The organism is Verruconatronum alginivorum, from assembly GCF_056590205.1.
The window spans coordinates 3,831,962-3,858,183 of the sequence record NZ_JBWPVQ010000001.1; the positions used below are offsets into that span (position 1 = coordinate 3,831,962).

The window sequence follows — 26,222 nt, forward strand, 5'->3', positions numbered from 1 at the left end:
TCAATCAATCAACTCGGCGGGAACCAGCAAGCCTCGGGGATCGAGGGCGAGGTAGGCCGGCACGTTCAACAAACGGGGCGTTCCCCGGTAACCTCGGATACTCCAGACCGTGCCGGCCTGGCCGTTGGCGACCGGCAGATCGAAGTAGCCGGGATTGCCTTCATGCTCGAAGACCTTGTTCCCCTCGGCGTCATGGATGGTCGCCGGACCTTCCAGATAGCCGACCACCCGCTCGTTCTCCCGGGGGACCACGAAATAGGCGGTCAACGGTTGGGTGACATGACGGACCCCGCTCGTTTCGCTGCTCATTTCGTAGGTCAGAGGCAACTCCGGTTGCCACGCGATCTCCATGCCGCCCGAGCCGCTGATGACTTCGATGCGGTGGAGCCCCGGCTGAGTCGTCCGCAATTCCACCGTGCGCGTGACGCCATCGGGAGGCACTTCGGCTTGGTCGACCGGCAGATCGTCCGGCGCTTCATCCGGGATCAGATAGACGCGGACCGGGCCGCGGTTCTGGTGCATCCATCCTCCGGTGACGTCCAAAACGATCTCGGCCGGAGCGTCATGGATCCACGTGTAAAACGACATCGTTCCCCAGCCGTTCACCCGATGCCTACGGGCGGAGGCCTGGGCAACCGTATCCAAAAACTTCGACGCCGGAACCAGGTTTCGGGAAAATGTCCGCATATCGAAATCGAACAGTTGGTGGCGGGCGATGCCGTCGCGGATCAGTTCGTCGATCTCCTCGGCCGTGTAGAGCGATTCCGGTTTCCACGGATTCTCACCTTCGGGCACGTCCCAATCCATTTCGTCCGGCGGCACCAAAGTCGATCTGGCGCTGAAGGCCGCCGCCCACCGGGCGCGCACATGGATCATCATCGAGTGACGCGACTTGTAGGAATGGCTCAGCATCCGCCCGAGCGCTTCCAGCCGTTCATCTTCGGCCGCCTCGTCGAACTGGCGGTAAAGATCGACATAGCGGGTGTAGAGGGCCAGATCGTGGATCCGGGCCAGGATCCGGGGATCATCGGTCAGCTCCGACGCTTGCGCGAGATGACGATACATCCGGCCGACCAAATCTTCCGAGAGCAAAACGGGTCGTTCGCTGTAAAGCAGTCCGAAGAACGCTTCCATCGGTTCCCGGGCTTCGCCGAAGGAGCGAGTCAGGAAATCGTCGACGATCGTATCGACATCTTCGTGACGGTCCCACATCAATCGCTTGGCCACATAGTAGCCGAGGCCGTAGCCGCCCCAGGTGTCGGTTGACTGGCCGCGCAGGAACCGGACCCCTCGGTCGTGGAACGCCGGGATGCTTTTGCGGAGGAACTCGAGGTTCGTCACCGGCGCGCGCCCCGGAAGGTCGTAGGTCGTGATATTGCGGGAGTAATACTCGTAAACGCCGATCGTCGCTCCCTGGCGATGCCAGCCGTCGATTAATTCGTCGGCGGTGAAGCCTCCCTTGATGAATTGGGTTGCCACGCTGACGATCACGTTCGGATGGACGGTCAACGCCGGTGGGGGAGAGTGGTAATTGTAAGCCAACACGCCGACGTAGCGGTCGGGTCCAAACCGTTCGACCACCGCCTCGGCGACCTCGTTGGCGAGAATGACCACCTGATCGCTGATGCTTCCCATGGCGGCGCAATCCTCGCATTCGCACCAGAAACCGAAATCGCTCGGATCGATACTGATCGAATCGTCCGGGGCTCGCTCCAGTTCGGTGATCCGATCGGCGACGATAAATTGCCTGACCTCCGGTTGCGAGAGACAGAATTTGACCCCGCTGTTTCTCGCTCCCCGGGGTTTCCGTTCGCCGTCGACCAAGGCGAGGTAGTGCGGATTGGCTTCGAGGAATTCGCGATGCCGCTCGTAAAGCAACCGAAACGCATGGCGGTCCTGCAGGCTGAACCCGATCGCCCGATTGCGCCGCAACCATTCGTGGTAATGGTCGCGGTTGAAATCGTGCAACCCCCAGGTCGACCAAATCTCGCGGGTGTAAAACGAAGGAGATTCCATCACGTCCACCGCGATCGAAAGAGTCGGCGTGTGGGGCACCACCTCCCAATTGGGACCGGGGAAATATTGGCGGTGGCCGATCCGGTGGAGCAGATCCCACGTCGCGAAAACGACCGCCTGCGGCGTGGCGCCGATCACCCGGACGCCGTCGTTTGTCGACTGGAGCAGGTAATGTTGCAACCGCCCCAAACCCTCGCCCGCGAGCCGCTCTTCCACGTCGAGCGCGGGGAAATCCTCCGTCACTCCGACGGCGATTCCGTTGCGGCCGTCGCCCGGCTGGACGGTGAATTCGCCCCCCGTGATCCGCCCAAGTTGTTCGGCCAACTCCTCGGCCGCGTGACGGACCTCCTCGGAGGCGTCGGCCGCAACGACCACCGGCAGGACGGCCCGTCCATCCCGGGCGAGCACCGCCTCGGGCGGACCCGCGAAACCCGTCGATTGAAAGCCGAGGCCGATCAGTAAGCTCAATCCGGCCAGGCAGCGTTTAAAAACAGGGAAGCGGGGCGTTCCGATTCGCATGGGTGTGTCTCTCCGTTGAAATGAAGGTGGTGTGCGACTCGTTCGAAATCGCGCGGATACTCCGAAATTAGCAATCGATCTTCGTTCGTCGATCGATTTTTTTATCAAAAAACAAAATCTAATTTCATAATGGCATTTTTTTGCCCCGTCTCCATTCGCTTTGACTTCGATTTCGCGAAGGCCATGGTGGAATCGATTTTCACAAGAAGCGACCGGGCTGCGGGGAAGTCGCACGCGGTTTTATGAAAGAGGCAGCGATCATATTGGGCGGGATATTCATGGTAACGGCGGTGTCCGCGGCGAACGACTTGTCGCTGCCCGATCCGCTTGTGACGCGTTCGGGCACGATGGTCGCGACGCCCGAGGAGTGGCACGAGACGCGGCGTCCGGAGACGTTGGAGCTCTTTCGCGAACATATATACGGTCGCACCCCGGTCGGTCGCCCGGAGACTCTTCGATTCGAGGTGAAGGATACCGACGCCGGAGCCATGGACGGAATGGCGACTTTGCGGCTGGTCGATATTCATTATTCGGGGCCCGGCGGGGAGGGTAAGATCGAATTAGTCGTCTTCATTCCGAACGAAATCACCAAACCGGCCCCCGCTTTTTTGCTTATCTGCAATCGAAGTCGACAGAACATCGATCCGACCCGAAAGGATCGAACCTCTTTTTGGCCGGCGGAACGTATCGTCGAACGGGGTTATGTGGCGGCGGCGTTTCACAACGCCGATGTCGCGCCGGACAGGCCCGGGATGTTCCGCCACGGCGTGCACGGTATTTTCGAGCCGGGACCAGGCGCGCGATCACCCGATGCCTGGGGAACCATCGCCGCATGGGCCTGGGGGGCGAGCCGGGTCATGGATTACTTCGAGACCGATCCGGACATCGATGAAAAACAGATCGCCGTGGTGGGACACTCGCGAGGCGGAAAGGCCGCACTTTGGAGCGGGGCCGAAGACGAACGGTTCGCGTTGGTCATCAGTAATAATTCGGGCTGCACCGGCGCGGCATTGGCCCGGCGCTTGGAAGGCGAGCGAGTCGGACGGATCAATCGAGCGTTTCCGCACTGGTTTTGCGCCAACTACGATAAGTTTAACGAAAATGAAGAGGCGCTCCCGGTCGATCAGCATCAATTGATCGCCTTGATGGCGCCTCGTTTGGTTTATGTCGCCAGCGCTTCGGAAGATGCGTGGGCGGATCCGAAAGGGGAATTCCTGTCGGCGGTTCACGCCGGCCCCGTTTACGAGCTTTTCGGATTGAAGGGCGTCGGCACCGACGAATTTCCCCCCAGCGGTCGGCCTCTCCACACCGGCCACATTGGGTACCATCTTCGCGAGGGAAAGCATGACCTCATCGAATATGACTGGAACCGCTTCATGGATTTCGCGGACTGGCATTGGAGGTAGGGTCTGCGAACGCCGGTAATCTACGACACGCCCCACCATGCTGGCACGTGGTCCCCCGGCGCGAGAGCAAAAATCCGGGTTGCGCCCGGGGAACAACGTGGAATGAAACTCCCTCGCCACTGGGAGGGATGGCATCCTGCCGTCGGCCGTCGGCGTCGTTTCACGATAAGGTCGGCTGGAAGCCAACCCTCCGATTTAGCACTGCGACCCGCATGAACAGTAAAGAGCGGTGGGTGTGTCCCGTCCTACTCAGAGTCCGAACGCCCTTTTGCCAGCTCGACCACCCTTGGATGGCGGTTAGGTGGCGGGTTCGACGATCTCGGAGAGGGCTCCGACGGTGGTGTCGGTGGCCCCGCGGTTTTCGGCGTGCCAGCTCTTGGCGGCGTTGGCCATTCGGATCCGTTTGGAGCCGTTGCGGAGCAGGGGGAGAGCGTGTTCGATGAAGTCGATTTCGTCGCCGACGACCAGCGCCCCGCCGCAATCGACTAATTCCCGGGCGATCAGTCGGAAGTTGCTCATATAGGGACCGTAAATCAGCGGTTTGCCGAGGGCGGCCGCCTCAATGGGGGTTTGCCCCCCGTCGTTGGGGGGGAGGCTTTTTCCGACGAACACCAGGTCGGCCAACTGGGTGAGGCGGACCAATTCTCCGGTGGTGTCGCCCACCGCGACGTCGACCGGTCCGGGTGCTTCTCCGGCGGAACGAAAATGGGTGGTGAAGGGGAACTCGTTTAACAATTCGGCGATTTCCCCCCGCCGCTCGGCATGGCGCGGGACCAGCAGCAGTCGGCAATCGATTCCTTCGCCGCGGGCCCGCTGCATCAGGCGGAGCAACGACCGTTCTTCGCCGGGCCAGGTGGAGGAGCCGAGGATGATCAGGGAGGTGTCGCGGCCCGGTTCCATCAAGCCCAGTTCCTTGCCGAGGGAGGTTCGCTCGCGGTCGGAGAGGATCGGGTCGATGGCGACGTCGAGTTTGATGTTGCCGCTGACCACCGTCCGTTCTTCGTCCGCCCCAAGGGTCAGGAATCGATGCCGGTCTTCTTCGGAGGCGGTCAAAATTAGGGTGAATTGGTCGAGCATGGCGGCGGCGAACAGTCGGAGACGGTTCAGGCGGGCGAAGGTGCGGTCGGACATCCGGGCGTTGATCAAGATCACCGGCACCTCACGGCGGCGGGCTTGGGCGAGATGTTCGGGCCAGATTTCGGCTTCGAAGAGGACGCAGGCGTCCGGCTCGATCCGTTTCCACGCCTTCGCCACGAACGGCCAGAAATCGAGCGGGAAGTAGGCGATTCCGATGGTCGACTCCGCCAATCGTTCCTTGGCCAGGGCGTAACCGGTGCTGGTGGTCGTGGTCAGGAAAATTTCGTAGTTCCTTTCTTCGCGAAGGCGCCGGATGATCGGGGTCACTGCGAGGATTTCCCCGACGCTGACCGCCTGGATCCAAAGCCGTTTGACGCCGTCGCGGCGGGCGGGAAGGGGATCGATGAGGCCGAATCGGGTCTGGAAGTCCTTGCGGTAACCTCCCCGGCGTTTCATACGGAGGAAGTAATGGGGCGCGAGCACCAGGAAGACGGGAAAGAAAAGGATGCGGTAAAGCCAAATCATGAAAGCGATCTTCATACCTTGGCCGGGCGCATGAAGACAAAGCAAATTGTCGGTCTGCTCTGCGGAATTGGGCGGGCGCGACCGCAAGATTGGTAACGCGGGAACTTCCGCCCCGCTTTCTTCCCAGCAAAAAGGGCGGCTCGCTCTGGAGCCGCCCTTCGCATGGGAGGAGAGGAAATCTGCTCGGATCCCGCTCCGGATTAAACTGTCAACGCTTCGGTCCGGCTTTCCGGAGTCGCGTCGTCGGCGGGAGCCGTTTCACTGCTTTCGGCCATCAAGGCGTCGACTTCCGCTTTCGTCAAGGTTTCGCGTTCAACGAGGGCCTCGGTCAGCCGCACGACTTTGTCGCGGTGGGTCTTGATGATCCCGATCGACCGTTCGTATTCGGCGGAGATGATCCGACGGATTTCTTCTTCGACCGCCCGTCCGCCGCTGCCATGGGTGGAAAGATATTCGTCGCTCCGGTTTTCGTAGCGGACCATCCCGATATCGGAGCTCATTCCCCATTCGCAGACCATTTTCTTGGCGTAACGGGTGGCGGCTCCGATGTCGCCGCTGGCTCCGCTGCTGATGTCCCCCAGGAAAACTTCTTCGGCGGCACGGCCTCCCATCAGGACGCAGATGGTGTCGAGCAATTTCAATTTGGTTTCGCCGTATTTCATTTCCTCCGGAACCATCAAGGTGACGCCGAGCGCTCCTCCCCGGGGAATAATCGTCACCCGCTCCAGCCGTTGGCCGTGTTCCATGAAGTGGTTCACCACGGTGTGGCCGGCTTCATGGTAGGCGGTGAGCCATTTTTCGCGCTCGTTCAACTTGTTGCCGCTTTTGTCGGAGCCGAGCAAAATACGGTCGCGGGCGGTGGCGAGATCACTGGCGGAAATCGAATCGGCCCCCCGGCGTCCGGCGGCGAGGGCGGCTTCGTTCATCAGACTGGCCAGTTCGGCCCCGCTGAATCCGGGGGTCATCTTGGCGATTTCGGTGAAATCGATCTCCGAGGAAAGTTTCACGGAGCGGCTGTGGACCTTGAGGATCGCTTCGCGGCCCTTGATGTCGGGGAGACCGATGTAGAGGGAGCGGTCGAAACGGCCGGGGCGGAGGAGTGCCTTGTCGAGGATCTCTTTTCGATTGGTGGCCGCGACCACGATCACCCCTTCGCGCCCGCTGGCGCCATCCATCTCCACCAAGAGGGCGTTCAGCGTCTGGTTGTGTTCGCGGGCTGCGCCTTCGCCGCTGTCGGAGCGACTGCCGCCGACGGCGTCGATTTCGTCGATGAAGACGACGCAAGGAGCCTGTTTGCGGGCCTTTTTGAACAAGGAACGGACCCTCGCGGCACCGGTGCCGACGTATTTCTCCACGAAGGAGGAGCCGCTGATCTCGAAGAAAGGAAGTCCGGCCTCGGTGGCGATCGCTTTGGCCAGCAATGTTTTGCCGTTGCCCGGAGGACCAACCATCAGGATGCCCTTTGGAATGGTGCCCCCGAGTTGGGTGATGCTGGCCCGCTTCTTGATGAGGCTGATCACCTCCATGATTTCGTCTTTGGCGTCGTCGATTCCCGCCACGTCTTTAAATTGGATTTTCGGCGAGGTGATGCGTTGGCCGACGCTCGGGGCGAGGTTGACCACGCCGAGCATTTGGGCCATGAAAAGGCCGAGGAGGATCAAGACCAGGATGTAAACGATGATCAGGGGCGGGAGGGACGCGCCTCCGCTGTTTTGTTCGATTGCGGCGAAACCGTGTTGGGCGAGAAGGCCGCTGAGATCGGATTGGTATTGCAGGAGGACCGGGGAAGTGAAGCCGACGGTTGCGCCGGATTTCGCGGCGTATTCGCCCTCCAGTTTGCTCCGCAGATTGTTCGAGCTGACAATCTTCACTTCGGTGATTTGTCCCGCCTCCAGCTTCTGGACGAACTCGGGGAAGGTCAGGTTTTCCTGTTTCCCGGAGGAGTTGAAATAGACGGCGGCTGCGAGGGCGCAAACGGCGACGGCGGCTGCCAGTGCGAGGATCCAGCTCTTCTTTTTGTTTGGACGAAGACTCATAATTCAGTTCGAAAAAGGTTATTGCGGAACAATGCCAACAGAGGGGAAAACCGGGGGAACGCAAGCGGAGGTCGGTTTTTTTCCGATTCCTTTTCTCGGGGAAAACCTGATGGGAAACCTACGTTGGACCGGAAGGCCTGGGTTGGTCGCCGTTGTATTAAAAAGGAAAGTGGACCCGTATTATCCGGGTAAGCGACCCAATCGTGGAAGCAAGCTTGATTCGGAGCGCGATCCTTCCAGTGTAAGGGGTTTCGAATTATGCTCACGCTTTCCCAAGTCAGTAAGGCCTATGGCGACCGGATTTTGTTTCGCGATGTCGCCCTTCAAGTGAACCGCAGTGACCGGATCGGGTTGGTCGGGCCGAATGGCGCTGGAAAGACGACCCTGTTTTCTCTGATTCTTGGGGAAAATAGTCCCGACGCCGGCACCATCGTCGCCGAGAAGAAGATGACGCTTGGTTTCCTGCCGCAGGAAAGCGCTCCGGTCGGAAGCGAAACCGTCCTGGAGTTGGCGACGGCGGCGACTCCGGAAGTGGCGGCGCTGCGTTCGATGATCCGGGATTTCGAGGAGGGGAGGAGTCAGGATATCGAAGCCTATCACGAGGCGCGCGAGCGCTTTTCCGATCTCGGTGGTTTCGATCTGGAGCCGAAGGCGAAGAAGATCCTCGGCGGACTCGCCTTTCGCGAATCCGATTTCAGCCGTCCGGCCAAAACGCTGAGCGGTGGATGGATCATGCGGGCTCACTTGGCCCGTTTGCTGGTGACCGAGCCGGATCTTTTGATGCTCGACGAACCGACCAACCACCTCGATTTGGAGACGCTCCAATGGTTTCAGAATTATTTGAAACAATATCCGGGGGCGATCCTGATGATCTCGCACGATCGGGAGTTTCTCAATCAGTTGACCGACAGTATCATCGAAATACGGCATGGGCAGTTGCACCGTTACCGGGGGAATTACGACTCCTTTTTGGAGCAGCGGGAGGCGCGGGCGGAGCAGCATCAGGCCGCGTATGAAAATCAACAGCGGGAGATTAAGCGCCTGCAGACCTTCGCCGACCGGTTCGGGGCGAAAGCGAGCAAAGCCTCCCAGGCGCAAAGCAAGTTGAAGCAGATCGACCGGATGGAGAAGATCGAGGCTCCGATTCAGGAGAACCGGAAAATCCGATTCCGGTTTCCCCAGCCCCAGAAAAGCGGGCGAAAAGTGATTACTCTGGAAGACGTCCATCATGCTTACGGAGATTTGGTCGTTTACCGCGGGATCGACTTCGAAGCGGAGCGGGGCCAACGGACGGTTTTGGTCGGACCGAACGGAGCGGGAAAATCGACTATGCTGAAGATTCTGGCGGGAGTGCTACCGTTGCAGGAAGGGCGGCGAGAACTCGGTTTGAATGTGAAAGTCGGCTACTATTCCCAGCAACGGGTCGAAATGCTCGACGAAAGCCGCACCGTGCTGGAGGAGGCGATGGACTCGCCGCAGGTGGTCTCGGAGCAAGACGTTCGGACCTTGCTCGGGTCGTTTCTTTTTCGGGAAGAAGACGTTTTCAAACCGGTCCGGGTCTTGAGCGGAGGGGAAAAAAGCCGGTTGGCATTGGTAAAACTACTGCTCGATCCGCCGAATTTGCTCTTGATGGACGAGCCGACGACCCACCTCGATATGTCGAGTATCGATGCGCTAGTGACGGCCCTGGAGCCATTCGAGGGAACGTTGATTTTCATCAGTCACGACGTCCATTTTATCCGGGCCTTGGCGACCACCGTCCTGCACGTGAACGCGGGAAAGCCGACCTTTTACGCGGGGAATTACGACTATTACCTGCAAAAAACGGACGCTTCGTCGGCCCGGGCGGCGTTGACCGCCGGAGACCGTCTCCAATCGGATGGACGGCCGGATTCCGGTCCGGCGGCGAGTAGTCCGCATTTCAAGAGCAAGGATCAAAAGCGCCAGGAAGCCGAAGAGAGGAAGCGGGAAGCGGCCACCCGCCGGGCCTGGGAAAAAGAAGTCGCTCGCCTCGAAGCGAAGGTGATGGATTTGGAGAAAAGGCAGAAGGAACTGACCGCCCAGCTGGAAGCCCCGGAAACCTACGAAGATTCGGGGAAAGCGATGGCGGTGAACCGCGAGTTGACTCAAGTGACCGACGACCTCGAAAGGTTCACCGAGGAGTGGGAAGAGCTCGCCAGCCGCGACAGCGCGACGATTTGAGAAGGGAGGGTTAGCGTTCGCCGGATCGGCTCCGCTACACACCCCACCGCTCTTGCGAGCGGTCCTTCCTCTCAAAAGGGGGCCTGTTTGTGAGCAATTCCCCTCTGGAGAGGGGGGGACCATGCGCGAGCATGGTGGGGTGTGTTGTCCCGCTGTTACAGCCAGAGAACGACCGAAAACCTTTTCGGATACCCTCTGTTTAGCCGCGAGAAGGCACAGAAGGCTCAAAATTAGAAACTTAAGCGGAAAGGCCGACCTCTCATGAGCTATCCCATGCTTTTGTGTATTTTGCGCTTTTTTGCGGCTTTCATACTGCGAAGTTAGGATTAAGGTTTACCCTTATTGTAACCGGCTTGCTTCCTTGTTACCTTGATAGCACGACTGGGAGCGACTTTCCAGTCGACTATGTTTGTTCGAACGCGAACTGAGGATTTGGATATGGTCCAGAGGAAGGAAAAAGTGAAAGAACCGGAGACCGATGATCGGCCGACCCCGCGGGAATTGATTTTGAATCTGCGGGACATGATCGACGAAGCGGAAAATTTGATCATGCAAACCGCCAGTCATCAGATGGATGAAACCGTGGAAGAGCTTCGCGAACAATTGCAGGCGCGAATCGATCGGCTGAAAAACGCTTACCAAACCGCGGAGAATCACGTGGTCAACGCTGCAACCGCCACCGATCAGGCGATCCGGCAGAAACCGTATCAGGCGGTGGGGATCGCGGCCGGCATCGGTTTGATCGTCGGCATGTTGCTCAACCGAAAGGATTGACCATGGAAGGCGGCGAAAAAATCAGCGCCGGTTTGGCGGGATTGCTGAGAGCCATTGCCGCGAATTTGGCCGCGATCCTGCGAAGCCGATTGGAGTTGATGTCGGTCGAACTCCAGGAGGAGCGCCATCGTTTGATCCAAGGATTGATCTGGGCGAGTGCGGCGATTTTCTGCGGGGCGATGGCATTTATCATGATCAACGTCACTTTGGTGTTTTTGTTTTGGGAGGGAGCCCAGTTGGCGGTCTTGATCGGGTTGACGTTATTTTACACCCTTTCCCTCGCGGGGATCGCCATTGGATTCCGGCGTTATTTGAAGCGGCAGCGGATTCCGTTCGCCGACACCGTCCGGGAATTCAAAAAGGACTACGAATGTTTTCAAAAAAGGAACTGAGTCCGGTTGAGAGGAAGAAGCAGCGGATCATTGCCCGCTGTGACCGCTTGCGCGCCGAATGCGGGCAAATCATGGGGGCGGTCGGGCAGCGGGCGGAAATCGCGGAGGAGGCGGGACTCGGGCGTTTGCCTTGGCTCCGACCTGCTCTGTCGTTCGCTTCGGTGATGGGACTTTCTCTCATGCGGCAGCGGGCGGGGGGACACCGGGGAGTCCGTTACCTTGGCCCCTTGTTATCGGCCGCCACCGTGGCCATGGACATTTCCCGCCGAACGAGCGCCCGGGAGCAAAGCGAGATTCTGCGAGGCCGTGGAGTAAACTGAGGTTTCCCGGCTCGAGTATTCCGCGGGGACACACCCCACCGCTCTGGCGAGCGGTCCCCCCCTCTCAAGAGGGGAACGGGGCACCCCCCACCGCTCTCAAGAGGGGAACTGGGACACCCCCACCCCTCTCAAGAGGGGAATTTTTTCACGCGGATCCCCTCTTGAGAGGGGGGGACCATGCGCAAGCATGGTGGGGTGTGTCGGCTCTTCCACCAGGCTCCGCGTTCCGAAGCAAAGCCTTTTCGGACAGGCGCCGCCTCCGCTGCGGTTAACTCGACACGCCGAGGCCGAGGGAGCGGAGGAGTCCGGTCAGGAAGGGAATCAGCTGTTTCTTTCGGCTGACGATTCCCGGAAGATCGAAGATTTCGTTTTTCTGGACAGCGACATACGGGATCCGCTCGATGAACTCCGGGTCGCCGGCGACGGCCAGAAGGGAGTTTTGGCTATTGATGTCGGTGACCAGCATGCTGGCGAAAAGGAGGTCTTCTTTGACCTGAATATCGCGCAAGGCTTGCAGCAGGGCGTCGGAATGGTCCCAGAAATTGGTGAATCCGAGCTCCTCGACCTGGGAAACGCAGAAACGGACGCCAAACTCCTGATAAATTTTGGAATCGCTCCGGACCACTTTTTCCGGCGGGTTGTCGAGGATCACAGAACCGGAGGAGAAAATCAGATGGGCCAGGTCGTCGGCTTCGACTTCGGCGATTTTGCTCAGCCAGTCGAGGATGATGCGATCCTTTTGAGTGGTGGTCGGGCCGTTTAGGTTGAGGGTGTCGGAGATGATTCCCGACATCATGATACCGGCGATCTGGGGAGACGGGGTGAGGCGTTCCCGGCGGTAGAGGTCGGCGATGATGGTACAGGTGGAGCCGACCGGTTCGTTGATGAAAAGAATCGGCTGCTGGGTATGGAGATTGCCGAGGCGGTGATGGTCGACGATCTCGAGGATATTGACTTCGTTGGCTCCGGGCACGGCTTGGCTGAGCTCGTTGTGATCGACCAGAATGATGTTGGTCGGAACCGGTTTGAGGATGTCGGTCTTGGTGAAGATCCCCAGCAACTTATGGGATTCGTCGACCACCATGAAGGCGGAGCTGTTGACTGAGGCGACCTTGCGCCGGGCTTCGGCCAACCGCACGTCGGGTCCGAAGTGGACGCTGTCGCGTTCGATCAGACGATCGATGGTGGAGGCGGTGCGGATCAACCAACCGGTGGTGGCGGAGTCGTAGGGGCTGACGATCAGGTTAACTCCTTGTTTGCGAGCCTGATCGATCACTTCATCCTCAACCTTCAATCCGCCGGTGATCACCAGCAAACGGACGCCGATTTGAACCGATTTTTGTTGGATGTCCCAACGGTCGCCGACGACGATGATGCTCTTTTCAGGCGGAATCGCTTCTTCGGAGGTGAAACGGCCGAAGGAGCGGATATCCATGGCGCCGACCCGGACGAAAAGATCTTCGACCCGGTCTTCCCCGTTCAAGTTCAGGACCTGGGCTTTCAGGGTCCGGACGATCGAAGCGACATCGGCGTGGACCCGGCGCATTTCGCGCAATTCCCGGAGTTTCGGGATGAAAAATTCACCAAGCTGGAAGACCGAGACAAAACCTTCCAAGGTATTTTCTTCGTCCACCACCGGGATGATGCGGATGTCGTGGTTGTCGATCAGTTCGAGGGCCTCTCCACAAGTCGATCCGGGGGAGATTTTGATGACATCGCGGGTCATGATGTCGCGGAGACGGGGGGTCACATCGCCGAGAAAGTGGGGGAGATCGAAGTTGAACCGCTGTAAGATCGTATCAATGCGGGCGTTGGAAATACCGCAACGGGCGGCGACACACTGCTTTTCGCCGGTCTGTTGTTTGAAATCGGCGTAGGCGATCGCGGAACAAATGGAATCGGCGTCCGGGTTGCGGTGGCCGATGATGTAGGTAGTTGAAGACATGGTTTCGGAAGAATAAAAAAAAGAAAGTTTAGCAGAATGGCGCGGCGAGGGACAGTCGAAAACGGGGAAAGGGGAAGTCCGGATAAAAAAAGAGCCAGGTCGGATGACCTGGCTCTTGAAGAATGAATCTTTACTGAAGCGGCTTAGTTGCCAGCGGCGTTACCCGAGAAGGTGCCGGCGCCAACCGCCAGCAGTTGGCGATCCGCCGGGGTCGCTGCTGCCTGGACTGCTTCCAGGATGTTGGAAGTCCGTCCGTCGGTTCCGGTGCCGCCCACGAGACGATTGTCGTTCAGGAGGTTCCGGTAGAAGGCGACGTTTCCGCCCAAGAAGACGATGTGTCCGCCGTCTCTGCGGTAGACGCTCGCTTCGGTGTTGGCCCACTCGCCGTTTTGTTGAATACCACGAGTCACGGCGATCGGGGTAGTGGAACGCATTCCCATGGTCAAGCCGGTGAAGGCCTGGAACGAGATGTTGTTCGCGTTGGCTGGCGTGAAATCGGTATGGTAGCTCTGACGGGTGTTGTTCAACACGGTCGACGGATTGGGATTGGGACGGCGGGAGTCACTGCCGGAATACCAGATTTGCGCGTCGTTCAAACCACCGTTCAGGGCGAGGGCGGCGGCAAATTCCCGGATCGTGGTGGATCCGTTCGGGAACGCGCCGTTGGCCATCGCTCCGAGGTTCTGCGGCGGGAGACGCTCGCGGTTGTCATTGGCGTAGATCAGAGCAGCTTGTCCGATCTGGCGGATGTTGCTGGCATCAACCGTCCGACGGGCCGATTCGCGGACGCGGCCGACGGTCGGGATAAGAATCGAGGCAAGAATGCCAATGATTGCGATAACGGTCAAAAGTTCGATCAGGGTGAAACCCTGCTTAGCGGGTGTTATTTTCTTCATAGTTGCGTTTGTGATTGGACTTTCCAAAAGAGAATTTCCTACTTCTATCACTAGTTTCTCCCCTTTTTCACGATTCCCGCAAAAAAAGATAGAATTCGCGATTGAACGCGAGAAATACCAGGAATTGACGAATCTAAGCGGCATCGACGCGAATGAGGCAAGAAAAATATTCGGGGAATCTTTAGGCGGAAGGCCATGGAGCGGGCCGGGGAAGAGCGCTTGGATCGGCGGGGGGGCGGGAAACGGCTTGCCTCTCGCCGGGAAGGGCTCTGAATGGACGCATGGAGACGGGTGTCCAAAGTTTGGTCGATCAAGTCATGGGGGTGACGGCGGGATTGGAGGGAAGGCCGTCGTGGGATGATTATTTTATGGCGACCGCCGTGTTGCTGGCGTCGCGGTCGGCTTGCGAACGTCTGCATGTGGGGTGTGTCATCGTTTCCGGGGGGGATGAAAAGAATCGGATCATCGCGGCCGGTTACAACGGTTTTTTGCCGGGCACGCCTCATCTCTCGCGGGTGAGGGACGGTCACGAACAAGCGACGGTCCATGCCGAGCAAAACGCGATTTCAGATGCGGCCCGCCGCGGCATCAACGTCGGCGGGGGGATCGCTTACGTAACTCATTTCCCGTGCATCAGTTGCGCGAAGATTTTGGCGGCGGCGGGGATTCGCACGATCAAATACCACGTTGATTACAAGAATGATCCGTTGGTGGCCGAGATTCTGGCGGAGGCCGGTGTCGGGATCGTGCGGTTTTAGCAGTTGAAGAAGAGACGGTTACACACCCCACCATGCTTGCGCATGGTCCCCCCCTCTCAAGAGGGGAACTGGGACACACCCCACCGCTCTGGCGAGCGGTCCCCCTCTCAAAGAGGGGAATGTCTGAGAAGTCTTTTCTTGAGGGTAGGGGGCGCTCGGTAAATCCGGGGGCAAATCGGGGGTTGCCCCGTTACCTGTTTGCAGGCAGAATGAAAGAGATGGGCGGAAATGAAGGTCCGTCTCTTTTTTTGTGATATGGGGAGAACGCGGGAAAAAATTTGCATCGATATGACACGGCTCCAGAAAGAGATTCTGGAGTTGGGGGCGATCGGACAGGAAGAGGATGGCGGGGTTTACCGGATGGCATTCACCGACGCCGATATGCAAGGGCGGGAGTGGTTGAGAACCCGTTTGGAGGAAGCCGGCATCGAGGGGGCGATCGACGGGGCGGCTAACGTGACCGGCAGGGTCGACGGCGGCGAAGGGCCGTCGATTTTGATCGGATCGCACCTCGACAGTGTTCCCAACGGAGGGAAACTGGACGGAGCGCTCGGGGTTTTGGTCGGGCTCGAATGTCTTCGCCGAATCAAGGAAGAGGAAATCGAGACCCGGTTGCCGGTGGAGATGATCGCGTTTAGTGACGAGGAAGGCCGTTTCGGTGGTTTGCTCGGATCCGAGGCGCTGACCGGAGAACTCGATCCGGAGCGGATCATGCAGGCGCGCGATTTAGATGGAGTGAGTTTGGCGGAGGCGATGGCGCATCATGGGTTCGAGCCGATGGCCGTTTTGGCGGCGCGACGGGATCCGAACACGATCGCGGCTTTCCTGGAGGTCCACATTGAGCAAGGGCCGGTGCTGGATGAGGCCGGGATCAGTATCGGGGTGGTCGAGCAGATCACCGGTTTGTTCAAATGGTCGGTCCGATTGAGCGGAGTGGTAAACCATGCCGGGACGACTCCGATGAATATGCGGCGCGATCCGTTGATGGGATTGGCGGAATTCGCCGGAGAAATCCCCCGGATTCTTGAAGAACATGGGAGCGGAGCGGCTCGGGCAACGATCGGGAAGGTCGATTTGATTCCCGGGGTGGCGAACACGATTCCGGGCGAAGTGGTCTTTTCGCTCGATGTGCGCGACATTGTTCCCGACAAGCTGGAGGAGTTGCACGACGGTTTCCGCCGGGTGTTGTCGACGCTGGCACGGCGCCGTTCGTTGATGTTCGAATTCGAAATCCTCAGCCGGGTGGAACCGGTCCCGTGCGCGACCCCGATCATCCAGGCGATCGAGAGGAACGTGAACGAGTTGAACCTTCCCTCCCTGCGGATGCCGAGCGGAGCGGCGCACGACAGTCAGGTGATGTCGCACGTCGCACCGGTCGGAATGATCTTCGTTCCAAGCAAAGGGGGGCGGAGTCATTCGCCCGCCGAATGGACCGCCTGGAAGGACATCGAAGACGGCGCGAATGTCGCCCTTCAAACTATTTTGACTTTGGCCAATTTAACTCCCGCTGAATTATCGAACTCATGAGCTCATCCAAATCCGCCGACCGTGAACCGGTCATTGATCCAATCAGCATCGATCCCCTTCGCGAAACGTATCACGAATCGGTGGTGGAGAATCCGGGACACATCCGGAATCTGAAGAAACATGCCACTGCTCTGCTGGTGATCGATCTGCAATATCTCGACGCGGCCCGTGGCTACGGGATGTTCGCCGACGGAATGGCGAACGGCGTTTCACCTGAAGCGCAGGATTATTATTTCGACCGGTTGGATCAAGTGGTCGTGCCAAACGTCGCCCGGTTGCAACGCCATTTCCGGGAGCACGATTTGGAGGTGATCCATACCCGGATTCAATCGCTCACCCAGGACGGACGCGATCGCAGCGCCGGGCATAAACGGCTCGGAATCCTGGCCCCGCCGGGATCGAAGGAAGCGGAGTTTCTGCCCGAGATAGCGCCCGTCGGGGACGAAATGGTCATCAACAAAACGTCCAGTGGGGTGTTTTCGACCACCAACCTGTTTTACGTATTGAAGAATATTGGCATCGACGCCTTGTTTGTGGTCGGTGTTTACACCAACGAGTGTGTCGACACGACGATTCGGGCCGCGTGCGACCTCGGGTTCCTCGTGAGCCTGGTCCACGACGGCTGCGCGACGGTGACCCCCGAGTTACACGACGCCACCATCGCCACCCTCCGCGACCGTTATGCCCGGGTGATCGACACGGACCAGGCGATCCGTGAAATCGATCGGTATGTGACCGAGTGACCAGCGTCGCTGACGGCTCCAGGTGACGACGGCTCAAGCGCGCCGCTTTTTTTTAGCGGCTTCCCAACCGCTTGCGAAAGGCAATCAAACCGAAAAGGGCGGTGGCCAGAAGAAACCCATAGGTGGAGGGCTCCGGAATGACTTCGATGTACGGTTTGTTGGCGTGGTCCGCGGTATGGAAAATATAACGGTTCCATTGGCCGTCGGAATTGGGAAGCGCGTTTTGTTGGCTGATTTGAAAGCGGAAGGCGAGGATCGTGTGGTCGGCGGCCATTTCCTGTTTGGCGAAGTCGGTGATGTCGAAGCTCAGAAAGCCGTTTGGCGTCGAGGTGGTGACCGCCTGTCCATGCAAAAGAACGACCGAGGTATTCTCGTAGTCGGTGTGACTGGCTTCAAGGGTGGTCCGGTTGGTGAAGCCGTAAATGTCGACCGTTAGATTGAGCGTCTCCTCACCGACCGCGACATTGGAAACCCCTGACTTTTCCCCGAGGGATATATTGAGGGTGATGGCATTCGGGGTGTTCGGCGCGTTGAGAATCGCGGCGGTTTGTTCCGACGAAAGGAGGCCGAACGGGAGATAATAGCGTCCCTGCTCTCCGTCGATCGATCCGACCTCGCCGACGTGGGCGAGGGTTCCGGCCACGTTACCGAAAGCGTCGCCGGTTCCGCTGCCATTCGTATCGCGGACCATCCGGTCGAGCGGGTTGGCGATGATGATCGTGTTGGCCGTGGCTGCAACGGGTGCCAGGAGGGCGGCGACGGCGACTACGCTGAGAAGGTGGAGACGGAGAGGGCGGTATTGTAGTTTCATATCGTAATGGTGATAAACCGGGAACAGGGAAGTTGCCGGAGAAGTCTAATAAACCCATCCCGGAAAATCTATGGCGGGCTTTATCAAGATTCATGATATTTTTTGCGGATATTGGGTTGTGGAGGTAGACGGAGGTTGCGGGGAAAGTCCGCCTCTTTCGACCATCCAGGGAGAGGGGCGCAAAAAATGTTAGAAAAATGGGTCGGAAGTATCATTGGGAGTGGCCGGCTTCGCTCGGTAGAATGGGGGGAAAGCGCACGCCGGGAGGAAACCAATGAACGAAAAATCAAAAATGCTCGCATACCGACTGTTGGGACTGGTCTGTTTGGTTTGTGGCGGACTTCCGCAACCGGTGGCGGCCGATGAGGAGACCTGGGTCGTGGTCGCCCACGAAGCCGGTCGTGTGATTCTGGATACGAATCGCGACGGAACTGGCGACTCAGTGAACACGGCGCACCATTTGAGCCATGTGGGCGAGTTTCAAACCGACGCGAATCAGGCGCGGGCCTATTGGCCGTTTCTTCTCGATGCGGAGGCGCGGCAGGCGGTCGCGGCGGGTCGCCGGGTGAACTTGAATTTCTTCTTTGGCGCGGCGGGCAACACGTCGAACGTCGAGGTCGATGGTGGAACGATCGATTTGATCGTCGACCTCTATGGTTACCGCGAACGGACCGAAGTCGCCGCGAGTCCCGCGGATTACGACGCGACACACGTTTCGCTGGTTTATCCGGCGGTGGTGACCGTGGCGACGCCGGTGGAGCGGTTCATTTCGTTGGACGTCACCGAGTTCGTCAATACGGCGGCGGCCGAGGGGGAGGTAGTCGCGTTCCGGTTCCAGATCCGCCAGGAGGAGGCACTGCCGAACGCCGAAGGGAAGGTCAACCGCTACATCTTCCATTCCCCGAACCACCCGACCAACAAGCCGTATTTGGAAATCTTGCCGCCAATCGTCCGGGAATTCCATTTTCATCATTGGTCGCTGGTGCATGAACCGAAGCATGCGACGGAAGGATTGGTCAACCGGAGACAGGACATCGCCTATTGGACGGAGCGCGGGGTGCGAGCCCAACGGTGGCGGGGTGGCCGGTGGGCTTTCGATCAGGGATTCAACACCCCTGAGACGATGGCTGACCATTGGCTGCAGGATTCCGAGTGGGATTGGCCCGGCATCCTGATCGACGAAATCACCGGACAGCCCGAAAGTCGCGATGTGATGGGAGATGCGTTGCTGCTGACCCGCGAACGGCGTCCGGATTTGTATATCGCGGCTTACGTGGTGCCGATGATTGACCGGGAGAAACTGGTCCGGGGCCTGCGGGAGGCGGCCGACCGGGTGTTGATTGAAGCGTATGAAACCAGTGCGCGCAACGGCTACAGTCGTATCCGGAATCGGTGGGCTTCGGCCGTGACACACGATTTGGTCGAAAAGTCCCTGATCTGCCTCGGCTTGTCACAGACCTGGATCACCACGCCCCAGGAACTGCGGCGCCAGCTTCACTTTGTCCGTTTCAATAGTCCGGAGGCTTCCGGAGTCAGTTTCTTTGGCGCGGCGCCGGCGGAATTATACGAATACATCGACGAGTATCTGGGGCGATACTTTGTCGGTCCGGTGGTGCGGGCGGAAGTGGATGAAACCGGGGAACTCCGAGTCGAGAACATTGGTGCGTTTGCCACGCCTCCGACCGTCGTCCGGCTCCAGTTGGCCGACGGGGGCGGACCGACGGAAGTCCCGGTTCCGGTTTTGCAACCCGGTGAGTCCATCCGGAAGCCGGGGCATTCGCCGGACGACCTGCCGGTCACGGAAGTCGCCGGGACCGGCGTCCAAGTGATCGGTCCACCTCTGCTGTGGACGGAAGAACCGCCGTCGGTGCGGCCAGGAGCGGAGGATCCGTGGCCGATTTCCGGTACGACCTCCGACCTCTTCGAAGTCGACTTCACCGCCGAACCGAATTTCACCTATGAATACGATTCGTCGGGAAATCCTGGATACCACGGGAACCGGCAAGCGGCGTTGTTGGCGGTTCCGGCTTCCGGGGATTCCGCGGTCGATCTTGAGTTCGACCTTCATCTCGAAACGGTGAATCCTTATGGACGGTTGTCGGTCGGCCTCACCGAGGGGGGTGGGTCATCGATGCTTCAGCTCGAGGTATTCCGGGGAGACGGGGACACCGCCGCCTATTTGGTCCTGACCGCGAGGAACGACGAGGGGCATTTCGTCCGGGAAGACCTGGCCCTTCCGATGCGGGCGTCGGAGAATTTCAAAGTAAGGGCGTCGTACCAACCGGGCCACTACATCCGGACGCGGATCGAATCGGCCGAAGGAGCCACGCTCTGGGATACGGGGCGAATCCCGATGCCAGGTGTGGTGCGATTTGACCGGGTTCGCTTCGGGATCACCGCCGGAGATGGAAGCTTGATCGTCTGGGACGAAGACGCGAACAACCTTTATCTCCGGGGGCAGTTTCCCAACCCGCAATATCGAATCGAGGGTCGGGTCGATTCGGTGAAGTTGCGTTACATTCAGTTGAGTCCATTGGTCCGGTGGAGGACGAAATGGTTTACGCCGCGGGAGCTGGAGGATCCGGAGCGTAGTGGGAACGCGGTTTCGTTCGTCGACGACGGAATGCCGAACCTGATGAAATTTATGTTTGGGTTGAATCCGCGGAAGCCGGCGACGGTCCGTTTCCCGCAGGTCGAGTTCCGGCAAGGAGAGGCGGTGGTCCGGTTTCCCATCGCGAGCGAAGCGGAAGGGACGGAATGGCGGTTGGAGGTTTCCGAAGACCTCCGAAATTGGCGGGACGATCGGACCGAAAGTCTCGGAGAAGAAGAGCAGGCCGGAGTGAACTATTTACTGGAGCGGATCGTCGGGTCCCTCGGGTTGGATCGAGCGTTCATCCGCCTGGTGGTGGAACCGGAATCGAGCGAGTGATGGTCAAGGAAACAAAGAGGGCAACGAACGGGGCCACCCTTCCAACCGACATTCCGCCAGCGTCCAAAACGCCGCTCGAGACGATGATCGATGAGCTGGAGAAGCTCACCGGCATGCGTATCTGCATTTATGATTTGAGCTTCTTTCTTAATGAGTCGCCCAAGTTGCGGGTCCCGCGCCGTCTTTGTATCCACGATTCCAAGTTTTGCCACTTCGTGAAGAGCAATCCGGAAGCGTATGCGAAATGCATTCAAACCGAAAATCTGCGGACCGAACGGGCCGGAGCGATGGACCGTCCGCTGCTGCATACCTGCCACGCCGGCTTGACCGATCTGATTTTGCCGGTTCGAGTCGACGGCCGCCAAGTCGGTGCCGTCTTCATCGGGCAAGTCTTTATCGACGATCCGGAGAAAACCGCCCGTGTTTTGGAGGAATTGCGTGTGCGATATGGATACGGGGAAAAGGAGTTCGGTGAAATGGTCGCGACAGTGAGGACGGTGCCGCCTCAGGAGTTGGCGAAGATGGGAACCATCCTGGGCGTGATCACCGATTATCTGGAGCAGGCCGAGCAGTTGAGCGCCTTGCAGGCCGAACGGGAATATTGGGTTCATGGGAAAAACGCTTATGAGGCGCTTCCTCCCGGCAACGTGGATGTGGAGCAGTTGCCGACCCCGTTGCTCGACCGGCTTCAAGTCGATCTTCATGCGAAAGGCGATGAACGGATTTTAAAGGCGATCGAGCTGATCCGGAAGAATTATTGGAACAAGGTCTCGGCCGGCGAAATCGCCCGGGCGGTCGGGATGAGCCAATCGCATTTCAGCCGCGAGTTTCACAAGGTGGCGGGCATGAGTTACCGGCAATGTCTCCTGGAATGCCGATTGAACGCGGTGTTTTATTTGATCAAACGAAACCGTTATACCATCGAGGAAGCGGCGGTGGCGGTCGGCTACGAAGACGGTTGTTCTTTGCAACGCGCCTTCAAGAAGTTCACCGGAATGACCCCCCACCAATTTTTCCGCCGCTACCCCCGGGCGTTCATGTTGGAGCGGTTTGAAACTTAAACGGGGAGCTACCAAAAAATCTATGAGCAAGATGAACAATCTTCGAAACAAAATACGGGTGAATTGGGATGGAGTCCCGGTTGAAATCGAGAAGGGGTTGTGGGCGATTCGGGAGGAGTTTTCGGAGTGCTTCGACGATTCCGCGGAAGGAACGATCCTGGTGGAATTCCGGCTGGAAGCCGGGGAGACGAATTGGGCCGCGCGGTTGGAGGACGGAGTCTGCGAAGTGCGCTTTTGTCAGCCGGTTGACGCCTTTCGCGCTCTCGGGCGGATCCTCGGTGCCCGGATCGGTCCGGATTTTTTTTCGGAAAGCGAAAACTGCTCGTTCACGACCTTGGGAGCGACGATCGACGTGTCGCGCAACGCGGTGTTGACCCCGCAGATGGCGAAATCGTTTTTTTGCCGGCTCGCCCTGATGGGTATCAACACGGTGATGCTTTACATGGAAGACACCTACCAGGTGGATGGCGAACCGTTCTGGGGATATTTGCGCGGCGCCTACAGCGAGAAAGAACTGCGGGAGATGGATCACTTCGCGGAATCGCTCGGAATCGAAATGATTCCGTGTATCCAAACTTTGGCGCACTTGGAACAAGTCCTGCAATGGCCGGCATACGCGGGGATCCGCGACACCGAACGGGTGCTGATGGCCGAGGAGGAGGAGACCTACCGCTTGATTGAAAAGTTGATCGCGACGGTGGCCCGCTGTTTCCGGTCGCGGCGGATTCACTTGGGAATGGACGAAGCGCAGGGAATCGGCAAAGGGAATTTTCTGAAAAAGCACGGGGAGAAGAGCGCGTTCGCCATCCTGCAGGATCACCTGAAAAAAGTGGGCGAGATTTGTCGGACCCACGGATTGAAGCCGATGATCTGGAGCGACATGTATTTCCGGCTCGGGTCGAAAAATCACACCTACTACGATCCGCAGACTGAAATTCCCGACTGGGTGAAGGAGACGATCCCAGACGACGTGCAATTGGTGTATTGGGATTATTACCACCTGGACCCCGCGTTTTACCGGGATTGGATCGACCGGCATATCAGTCTGGGAAAACTCCCGGTTTTGGCGGTCGGCAGCTGGACCTGGAGCCGATTTTGGGCTGCCTTGCCGTATGCCTTCGCCGCCATCGACGCCGCGATGGGAGCGGCCCGCGAGAAAGGTCTGCGGGAGGCGTTCTGCACCGGTTGGGGCGACGACGGGGGCGAATGCGATCCGTTTTCGATGCTCCCGGCGATTCAACGGTATGCGGAGCACGCCTATCGGGGAGGGGTCGACGAAAATCGGCTGGCGGAGAATTTCCACGGAGCATGCGGAGGTGTGTTGAAGGATTGGATACGGGCGAGCTGGGTCGATATTCCGGAGCAGCCGGAGGAGCCGCCCTCCTTGGGGAATCTGGGGAAGATGTTGTTGTGGCAAGACCCTGTGCTGGCGATTTTTGATCCGTTGGTTAAACCGCAAACATTCGAGGAGCATTACCGGAATTTGGCGGAGGAACTCGAAGCGGCGTCTGAGGAGAACGAGGAAGCCGGGCGTCTGCGGTTTCCCGCGAAACTCTGCCGGGTGCTGGAGCGGAAATGCGGCTTACGCCGTCGGATCGGGGAGGCGTATGCCGCGGGCGACCGGGAGACGCTGCGCGAGATTTGCGCCTCGGATATTCCGGCGGTCGACGAACGGATCGACGAACTCAGGCGAGCCCATCGCGATCTTTGGATGGCAACCTTCAAGCCGTTCGGATGGGAAGTGATCGACGGCCGTTACGGCGGATTGCGGGCGCGGTTGGAGACGACGCGGTATCGATTAAACGAATACCTGGATGGCCGGGTGGAGCGCCTCGCGGAACTCGAGGCGAAGTTGCACGAAGTGCACATTCAGATCGATCATTCCCGCCACGCCCGCGCGGTGACTCCGAGTTGGATTAAGTAGAAGCGTGAAACAGGCATTCCTGCCTGTCTTCCTGCATCACGGGGATTCCATGTAGCGAGGACGGGTTCGCCAATGCTGGAATGGTCCCAACCAGTTGCTGTCGGGCGGCGGATTGCGCCTCCAGCGTAGTGGGGTTGGCTTTGCCGCCCCACCTTGTGGCGTCCGATATGTCGGAACCCATCGAGGGCATCGGCGACGCGCGAAATCAAACCCGGGGTCCACGTTCCAACCCGCTGCTGTCGGGCGGCGGAGCCAACCCGACTACGGGGACGCGTCACAGACAGGAATGTCTGTGTCACACGGCGACCTCCGGCTCGATCCATTTGCCGTGTTCTTTGATCAGGTCGATCAGGCGGGCGTCGGCTTCGGCGGCGGGGACGTGGTAGCGGACGCACTCTTTGCCGACGTAGAGATTGACCCGGCCGGGGGCGCCGCCGACGTAGCCGAAATCGGCGTCGGCCATCTCCCCGGGGCCGTTGACGATGCAGCCCATGATCGCGATTTTGACCCCTTTCAAATGGCCGGTTTTTTCACGGATGCGTTGGGTGGTCGTCTGGAGGTCGAACAGGGTCCGTCCGCAACTCGGGCAGGCGACGAATTCCGTCTTCGATATCCGCGCTCCGGCTCCTTGCAGGACATTGTAGGTCAACCGGGCGGCGCGAACGAGATCGGTCTCGGTTTCGATGCTGACGATGTCGCCGAGTCCGTCGCAAAGCAGACTTCCGCTCAAAATGCTCGCTTCCAGGAGGTGGCCGAGGAAGTCGGTGGCCGGTTGCAGGGAGTTGGCGGCGGTGTTGCGGATCCAGATCGGGGCGCCGAGGTTGTGTTCGCGCAAAAACGCCGCCATCGAACGGTAGCCGCCGATCGCATGAACCTCCCCGAGGGGACGGGAGAGGGCGAAAATCAGCGGCTGGCCGTGTTCCGTCGCGGAACGGATCGCCGGGGCGAAGGCCGACGGAACCGCGCCGGGAAGATCGAGCGCGGCGATCGCGCCGGTGTCGCGGGCGAGGCCCAGGAAACGGTCCAACTTATCGGCTTCGGCGGCGGTTTCGAACCGGCGCACGAAAATCCACGAAAGCGACGACTTGGGCAGCGCGAGTCCCGCGATCTCTTCGAGATCGAAACCGGGCGCCAAATCGAGCGCCACCGCTTCGATTTTTCCGGCGAGCGGAGTCATCGCCCGGAGGACGGAATCCAGTTGATCGCGGGAGGCGATCGGGAGGATCAATCCCTCCACCGGCGTATCCTTCAGTTTGGTGGCGGCGGCGGCGAGCTTCTGGGGGAAATCGGCGGCCCGCCAGTCGGTTTCGGTCAACCGGATCAAAACTCGGGGCGGTTCGGCGGTCGCCACCGCGGTGGCGTTTCCGAGGGTCAACGGCTGGATTTCGCGACGCTGAAATTCGTAGGGGGTGGCGGTGAAGTTGCATGGTTCGGCCGGTTCGTCGACCGCGTCGTCGGATTTCCATTGGGCCTCGATCCGGCGGGCGAGGGCTTGGGCGACCGGGATTTCGTAAACGGGATCCTCGGTGAGCGAGACCCGGATGGTGTCGCCGAGGCCGTCGGCGAGGAGACTGCCGATGCCGATGGCGCTCTTGATTCGGCCGTCTTCGCCGTCGCCCGCTTCGGTCACCCCGAGGTGAAGCGGATAATCCATGTTCTCCTGGTCCATCCGGGCGACGAGGAGGCGGTAAGCCTGGATCATCACCTTCGGATTGCTCGCCTTCATCGAGAGGATGATGTCGCGGTAGCCGTGCGATTCGGCGATCCGGAGGAACTCCAGCGCAGACTCGACCATCCCGAGCGGGGTGTCGCCGTAGCGGTTCATGATCCGGTCGGAGAGGGAGCCGTGGTTGGTGCCGACCCGCATCGAGCGGCCGAGTTCCTTGCAGCGCTTCACCAGCGGGGAAAAAGCTTCGTGCAGGCGTTCGAGCTCCTCGTCGTATTCGGAATCGGAATACTCCCGGACGGCGAACTTCTTGCGGTCGGCGTAGTTGCCCGGATTGATCCGGACCTTTTCGACATGTTCGACCGCTTCCATCGCGGCGGCGGGGAGGAAATGGATGTCGGCGACCAGCGGGACCTTCACCTTTTGCCGGTCGAGTTCCCGGCGGATGTCGCCGAGGGCGCGGGCGGCGGTCGCGTTCGGGGCGGTGATGCGGACGATCTCGCAACCGGCTTCGGCCAGGGCGATGCTTTGGGCGACGGTGGCGGCGACGTCCTTGGTGTCGGTCGTCGTCATCGACTGGATACGGATCGGATTGCTCCCCCCGACGGCGACGTCGCCGATCATCACCACGCGGGCGCGGCGCCGGATGGTCCGGGTCAACGAGCGGCAGTAGGGAAGGGAGGCGGCGGAAAGGT

At 59.5% G+C, this 26,222-nt stretch carries 18 protein-coding genes; 11 read left to right on the forward strand and 7 right to left on the reverse strand.

Annotated features, from left to right (window positions below):
- Entirely contained in the window at positions 1–2,535 is a 2,535-nt protein-coding gene (locus ACWUI2_RS13735) for a DUF4838 domain-containing protein (RefSeq protein WP_486983422.1), read from the reverse strand.
- Between the two features lie 290 nt (positions 2,536–2,825).
- Between ACWUI2_RS13735 and ACWUI2_RS13740 the strand changes: the two genes are divergently transcribed.
- On the forward strand, positions 2,826–3,941 hold the full coding sequence (locus ACWUI2_RS13740) for an alpha/beta hydrolase family protein (protein ID WP_486983423.1): 1,116 nt from the start codon (positions 2,826–2,828) through the stop codon (positions 3,939–3,941).
- A 297-nt stretch (positions 3,942–4,238) separates the two neighbouring features.
- On the opposite strand, the gene ACWUI2_RS13745 is transcribed toward ACWUI2_RS13740, so the two are convergent.
- Positions 4,239–5,558 carry a 3-deoxy-D-manno-octulosonic acid transferase gene (locus ACWUI2_RS13745; protein ID WP_486983424.1) on the reverse strand — a complete coding sequence of 440 codons (1,320 nt, stop codon included), beginning with the start codon at positions 5,556–5,558 and terminating at the stop codon, positions 4,239–4,241.
- A 185-nt stretch (positions 5,559–5,743) separates the two neighbouring features.
- Entirely contained in the window at positions 5,744–7,579 is a 1,836-nt protein-coding gene (gene ftsH, locus ACWUI2_RS13750; RefSeq protein WP_486983425.1) for an ATP-dependent zinc metalloprotease FtsH, read from the reverse strand.
- A 258-nt stretch (positions 7,580–7,837) separates the two neighbouring features.
- Between ftsH and ACWUI2_RS13755 the strand changes: the two genes are divergently transcribed.
- From ACWUI2_RS13755 to ACWUI2_RS13770, 4 genes are all read left to right on the forward strand, one after another.
- Complete coding sequence (locus ACWUI2_RS13755) at positions 7,838–9,781, forward strand: ABC-F family ATP-binding cassette domain-containing protein (protein ID WP_486983426.1); 1,944 nt, start codon at positions 7,838–7,840, stop codon at positions 9,779–9,781.
- Between the two features lie 438 nt (positions 9,782–10,219).
- Complete coding sequence (locus ACWUI2_RS13760) at positions 10,220–10,555, forward strand: ElaB/YgaM/YqjD family protein (RefSeq protein ID WP_486983427.1); 336 nt, start codon at positions 10,220–10,222, stop codon at positions 10,553–10,555.
- A 2-nt stretch (positions 10,556–10,557) separates the two neighbouring features.
- Positions 10,558–10,947, forward strand: a complete 390-nt coding sequence (locus ACWUI2_RS13765; RefSeq protein WP_486983428.1) for a phage holin family protein — start codon at positions 10,558–10,560, stop codon at positions 10,945–10,947.
- Entirely contained in the window at positions 10,926–11,267 is a 342-nt protein-coding gene (locus tag ACWUI2_RS13770; RefSeq protein ID WP_486983429.1) for a hypothetical protein, read from the forward strand. The genes ACWUI2_RS13765 and ACWUI2_RS13770 overlap by 22 nt, the downstream gene beginning before the upstream one ends.
- A 268-nt stretch (positions 11,268–11,535) precedes the next feature.
- Here the strand turns inward: ACWUI2_RS13770 and ACWUI2_RS13775 are convergent, their stop codons facing one another.
- Positions 11,536–13,212, reverse strand: coding sequence for a putative manganese-dependent inorganic diphosphatase (locus ACWUI2_RS13775; protein WP_486983430.1), 1,677 nt, complete (start codon positions 13,210–13,212; stop codon positions 11,536–11,538).
- A 143-nt stretch (positions 13,213–13,355) separates the two neighbouring features.
- Entirely contained in the window at positions 13,356–14,108 is a 753-nt protein-coding gene (locus tag ACWUI2_RS13780) for a type II secretion system protein (RefSeq protein WP_486983431.1), read from the reverse strand.
- Positions 14,109–14,389: 281 nt separating this feature from the next.
- On the opposite strand from ACWUI2_RS13780, the gene ACWUI2_RS13785 reads away from it, so the two are divergent.
- From ACWUI2_RS13785 to ACWUI2_RS13795, 3 genes are all read left to right on the forward strand, one after another.
- Positions 14,390–14,866: a deoxycytidylate deaminase gene (locus ACWUI2_RS13785; protein ID WP_486983432.1), complete on the forward strand. Its 477-nt coding sequence runs from the start codon at positions 14,390–14,392 to the stop codon at positions 14,864–14,866.
- 288 nt (positions 14,867–15,154) lie between these two features.
- Positions 15,155–16,393 (forward strand): allantoate amidohydrolase, encoded by a 1,239-nt coding sequence (locus ACWUI2_RS13790; RefSeq protein ID WP_486983433.1) that lies wholly within the window; start codon positions 15,155–15,157, stop codon positions 16,391–16,393.
- Entirely contained in the window at positions 16,390–17,136 is a 747-nt protein-coding gene (locus tag ACWUI2_RS13795) for a cysteine hydrolase family protein (RefSeq protein WP_486983434.1), read from the forward strand. The genes ACWUI2_RS13790 and ACWUI2_RS13795 overlap by 4 nt, the downstream gene beginning before the upstream one ends.
- Positions 17,137–17,188: 52 nt before the next feature.
- Here the strand turns inward: ACWUI2_RS13795 and ACWUI2_RS13800 are convergent, their stop codons facing one another.
- The gene (locus tag ACWUI2_RS13800; protein WP_486983435.1) at positions 17,189–17,947 is read right to left on the reverse strand and encodes a PEP-CTERM sorting domain-containing protein; all 759 of its coding nucleotides are present in this window, start codon (positions 17,945–17,947) and stop codon (positions 17,189–17,191) included.
- A gap of 274 nt (positions 17,948–18,221) precedes the next feature.
- Here ACWUI2_RS13800 and ACWUI2_RS13805 point away from each other — a divergent pair, with 274 nt between their 5' ends.
- The 3 genes from ACWUI2_RS13805 (at position 18,222) to ACWUI2_RS13815 (ending at position 23,861) form a co-directional block, all read left to right on the forward strand.
- Positions 18,222–20,876, forward strand: a complete 2,655-nt coding sequence (locus ACWUI2_RS13805) for a hypothetical protein (protein ID WP_486983436.1) — start codon at positions 18,222–18,224, stop codon at positions 20,874–20,876.
- Positions 20,877–20,959: 83 nt separating this feature from the next.
- Positions 20,960–21,937 (forward strand): PocR ligand-binding domain-containing protein, encoded by a 978-nt coding sequence (locus ACWUI2_RS13810; RefSeq protein ID WP_486983437.1) that lies wholly within the window; start codon positions 20,960–20,962, stop codon positions 21,935–21,937.
- A gap of 22 nt (positions 21,938–21,959) precedes the next feature.
- Positions 21,960–23,861, forward strand: a complete 1,902-nt coding sequence (locus tag ACWUI2_RS13815) for a family 20 glycosylhydrolase (RefSeq protein ID WP_486983438.1) — start codon at positions 21,960–21,962, stop codon at positions 23,859–23,861.
- A 295-nt stretch (positions 23,862–24,156) separates the two neighbouring features.
- On the opposite strand, the gene ispG is transcribed toward ACWUI2_RS13815, so the two are convergent.
- Entirely contained in the window at positions 24,157–26,187 is a 2,031-nt protein-coding gene (gene ispG, locus ACWUI2_RS13820) for a (E)-4-hydroxy-3-methylbut-2-enyl-diphosphate synthase (RefSeq protein WP_486985067.1), read from the reverse strand.
- Between the last annotated feature and the right edge of the window lie 35 nt (positions 26,188–26,222).

Bases quoted from the DNA above. Each gene is read 5' to 3' on its own strand.
- ACWUI2_RS13735 (WP_486983422.1), bottom strand. From the start codon at position 2,535: ATGCGAATCGGAACGCCCCGCTTCCCTGTTTTTAAACGCTGCCTGGCC.
- ACWUI2_RS13745 (WP_486983424.1), bottom strand. From the start codon at position 5,558: ATGAAGATCGCTTTCATGATTTGGCTTTACCGCATCCTTTTCTTTCCC.
- ftsH (WP_486983425.1), bottom strand. From the start codon at position 7,579: ATGAGTCTTCGTCCAAACAAAAAGAAGAGCTGGATCCTCGCACTGGCA.
- ACWUI2_RS13755 (WP_486983426.1), top strand. From the start codon at position 7,838: ATGCTCACGCTTTCCCAAGTCAGTAAGGCCTATGGCGACCGGATTTTG.
- ACWUI2_RS13760 (WP_486983427.1), top strand. From the start codon at position 10,220: ATGGTCCAGAGGAAGGAAAAAGTGAAAGAACCGGAGACCGATGATCGG.
- ACWUI2_RS13765 (WP_486983428.1), top strand. From the start codon at position 10,558: ATGGAAGGCGGCGAAAAAATCAGCGCCGGTTTGGCGGGATTGCTGAGA.
- ACWUI2_RS13770 (WP_486983429.1), top strand. From the start codon at position 10,926: ATGTTTTCAAAAAAGGAACTGAGTCCGGTTGAGAGGAAGAAGCAGCGG.
- ACWUI2_RS13775 (WP_486983430.1), bottom strand. From the start codon at position 13,212: ATGTCTTCAACTACCTACATCATCGGCCACCGCAACCCGGACGCCGAT.
- ACWUI2_RS13780 (WP_486983431.1), bottom strand. From the start codon at position 14,108: ATGAAGAAAATAACACCCGCTAAGCAGGGTTTCACCCTGATCGAACTT.
- ACWUI2_RS13785 (WP_486983432.1), top strand. From the start codon at position 14,390: ATGGAGACGGGTGTCCAAAGTTTGGTCGATCAAGTCATGGGGGTGACG.
- ACWUI2_RS13790 (WP_486983433.1), top strand. From the start codon at position 15,155: ATGACACGGCTCCAGAAAGAGATTCTGGAGTTGGGGGCGATCGGACAG.
- ACWUI2_RS13795 (WP_486983434.1), top strand. From the start codon at position 16,390: ATGAGCTCATCCAAATCCGCCGACCGTGAACCGGTCATTGATCCAATC.
- ACWUI2_RS13800 (WP_486983435.1), bottom strand. From the start codon at position 17,947: ATGAAACTACAATACCGCCCTCTCCGTCTCCACCTTCTCAGCGTAGTC.
- ACWUI2_RS13805 (WP_486983436.1), top strand. From the start codon at position 18,222: ATGAACGAAAAATCAAAAATGCTCGCATACCGACTGTTGGGACTGGTC.
- ACWUI2_RS13810 (WP_486983437.1), top strand. From the start codon at position 20,960: ATGATCGATGAGCTGGAGAAGCTCACCGGCATGCGTATCTGCATTTAT.
- ACWUI2_RS13815 (WP_486983438.1), top strand. From the start codon at position 21,960: ATGAGCAAGATGAACAATCTTCGAAACAAAATACGGGTGAATTGGGAT.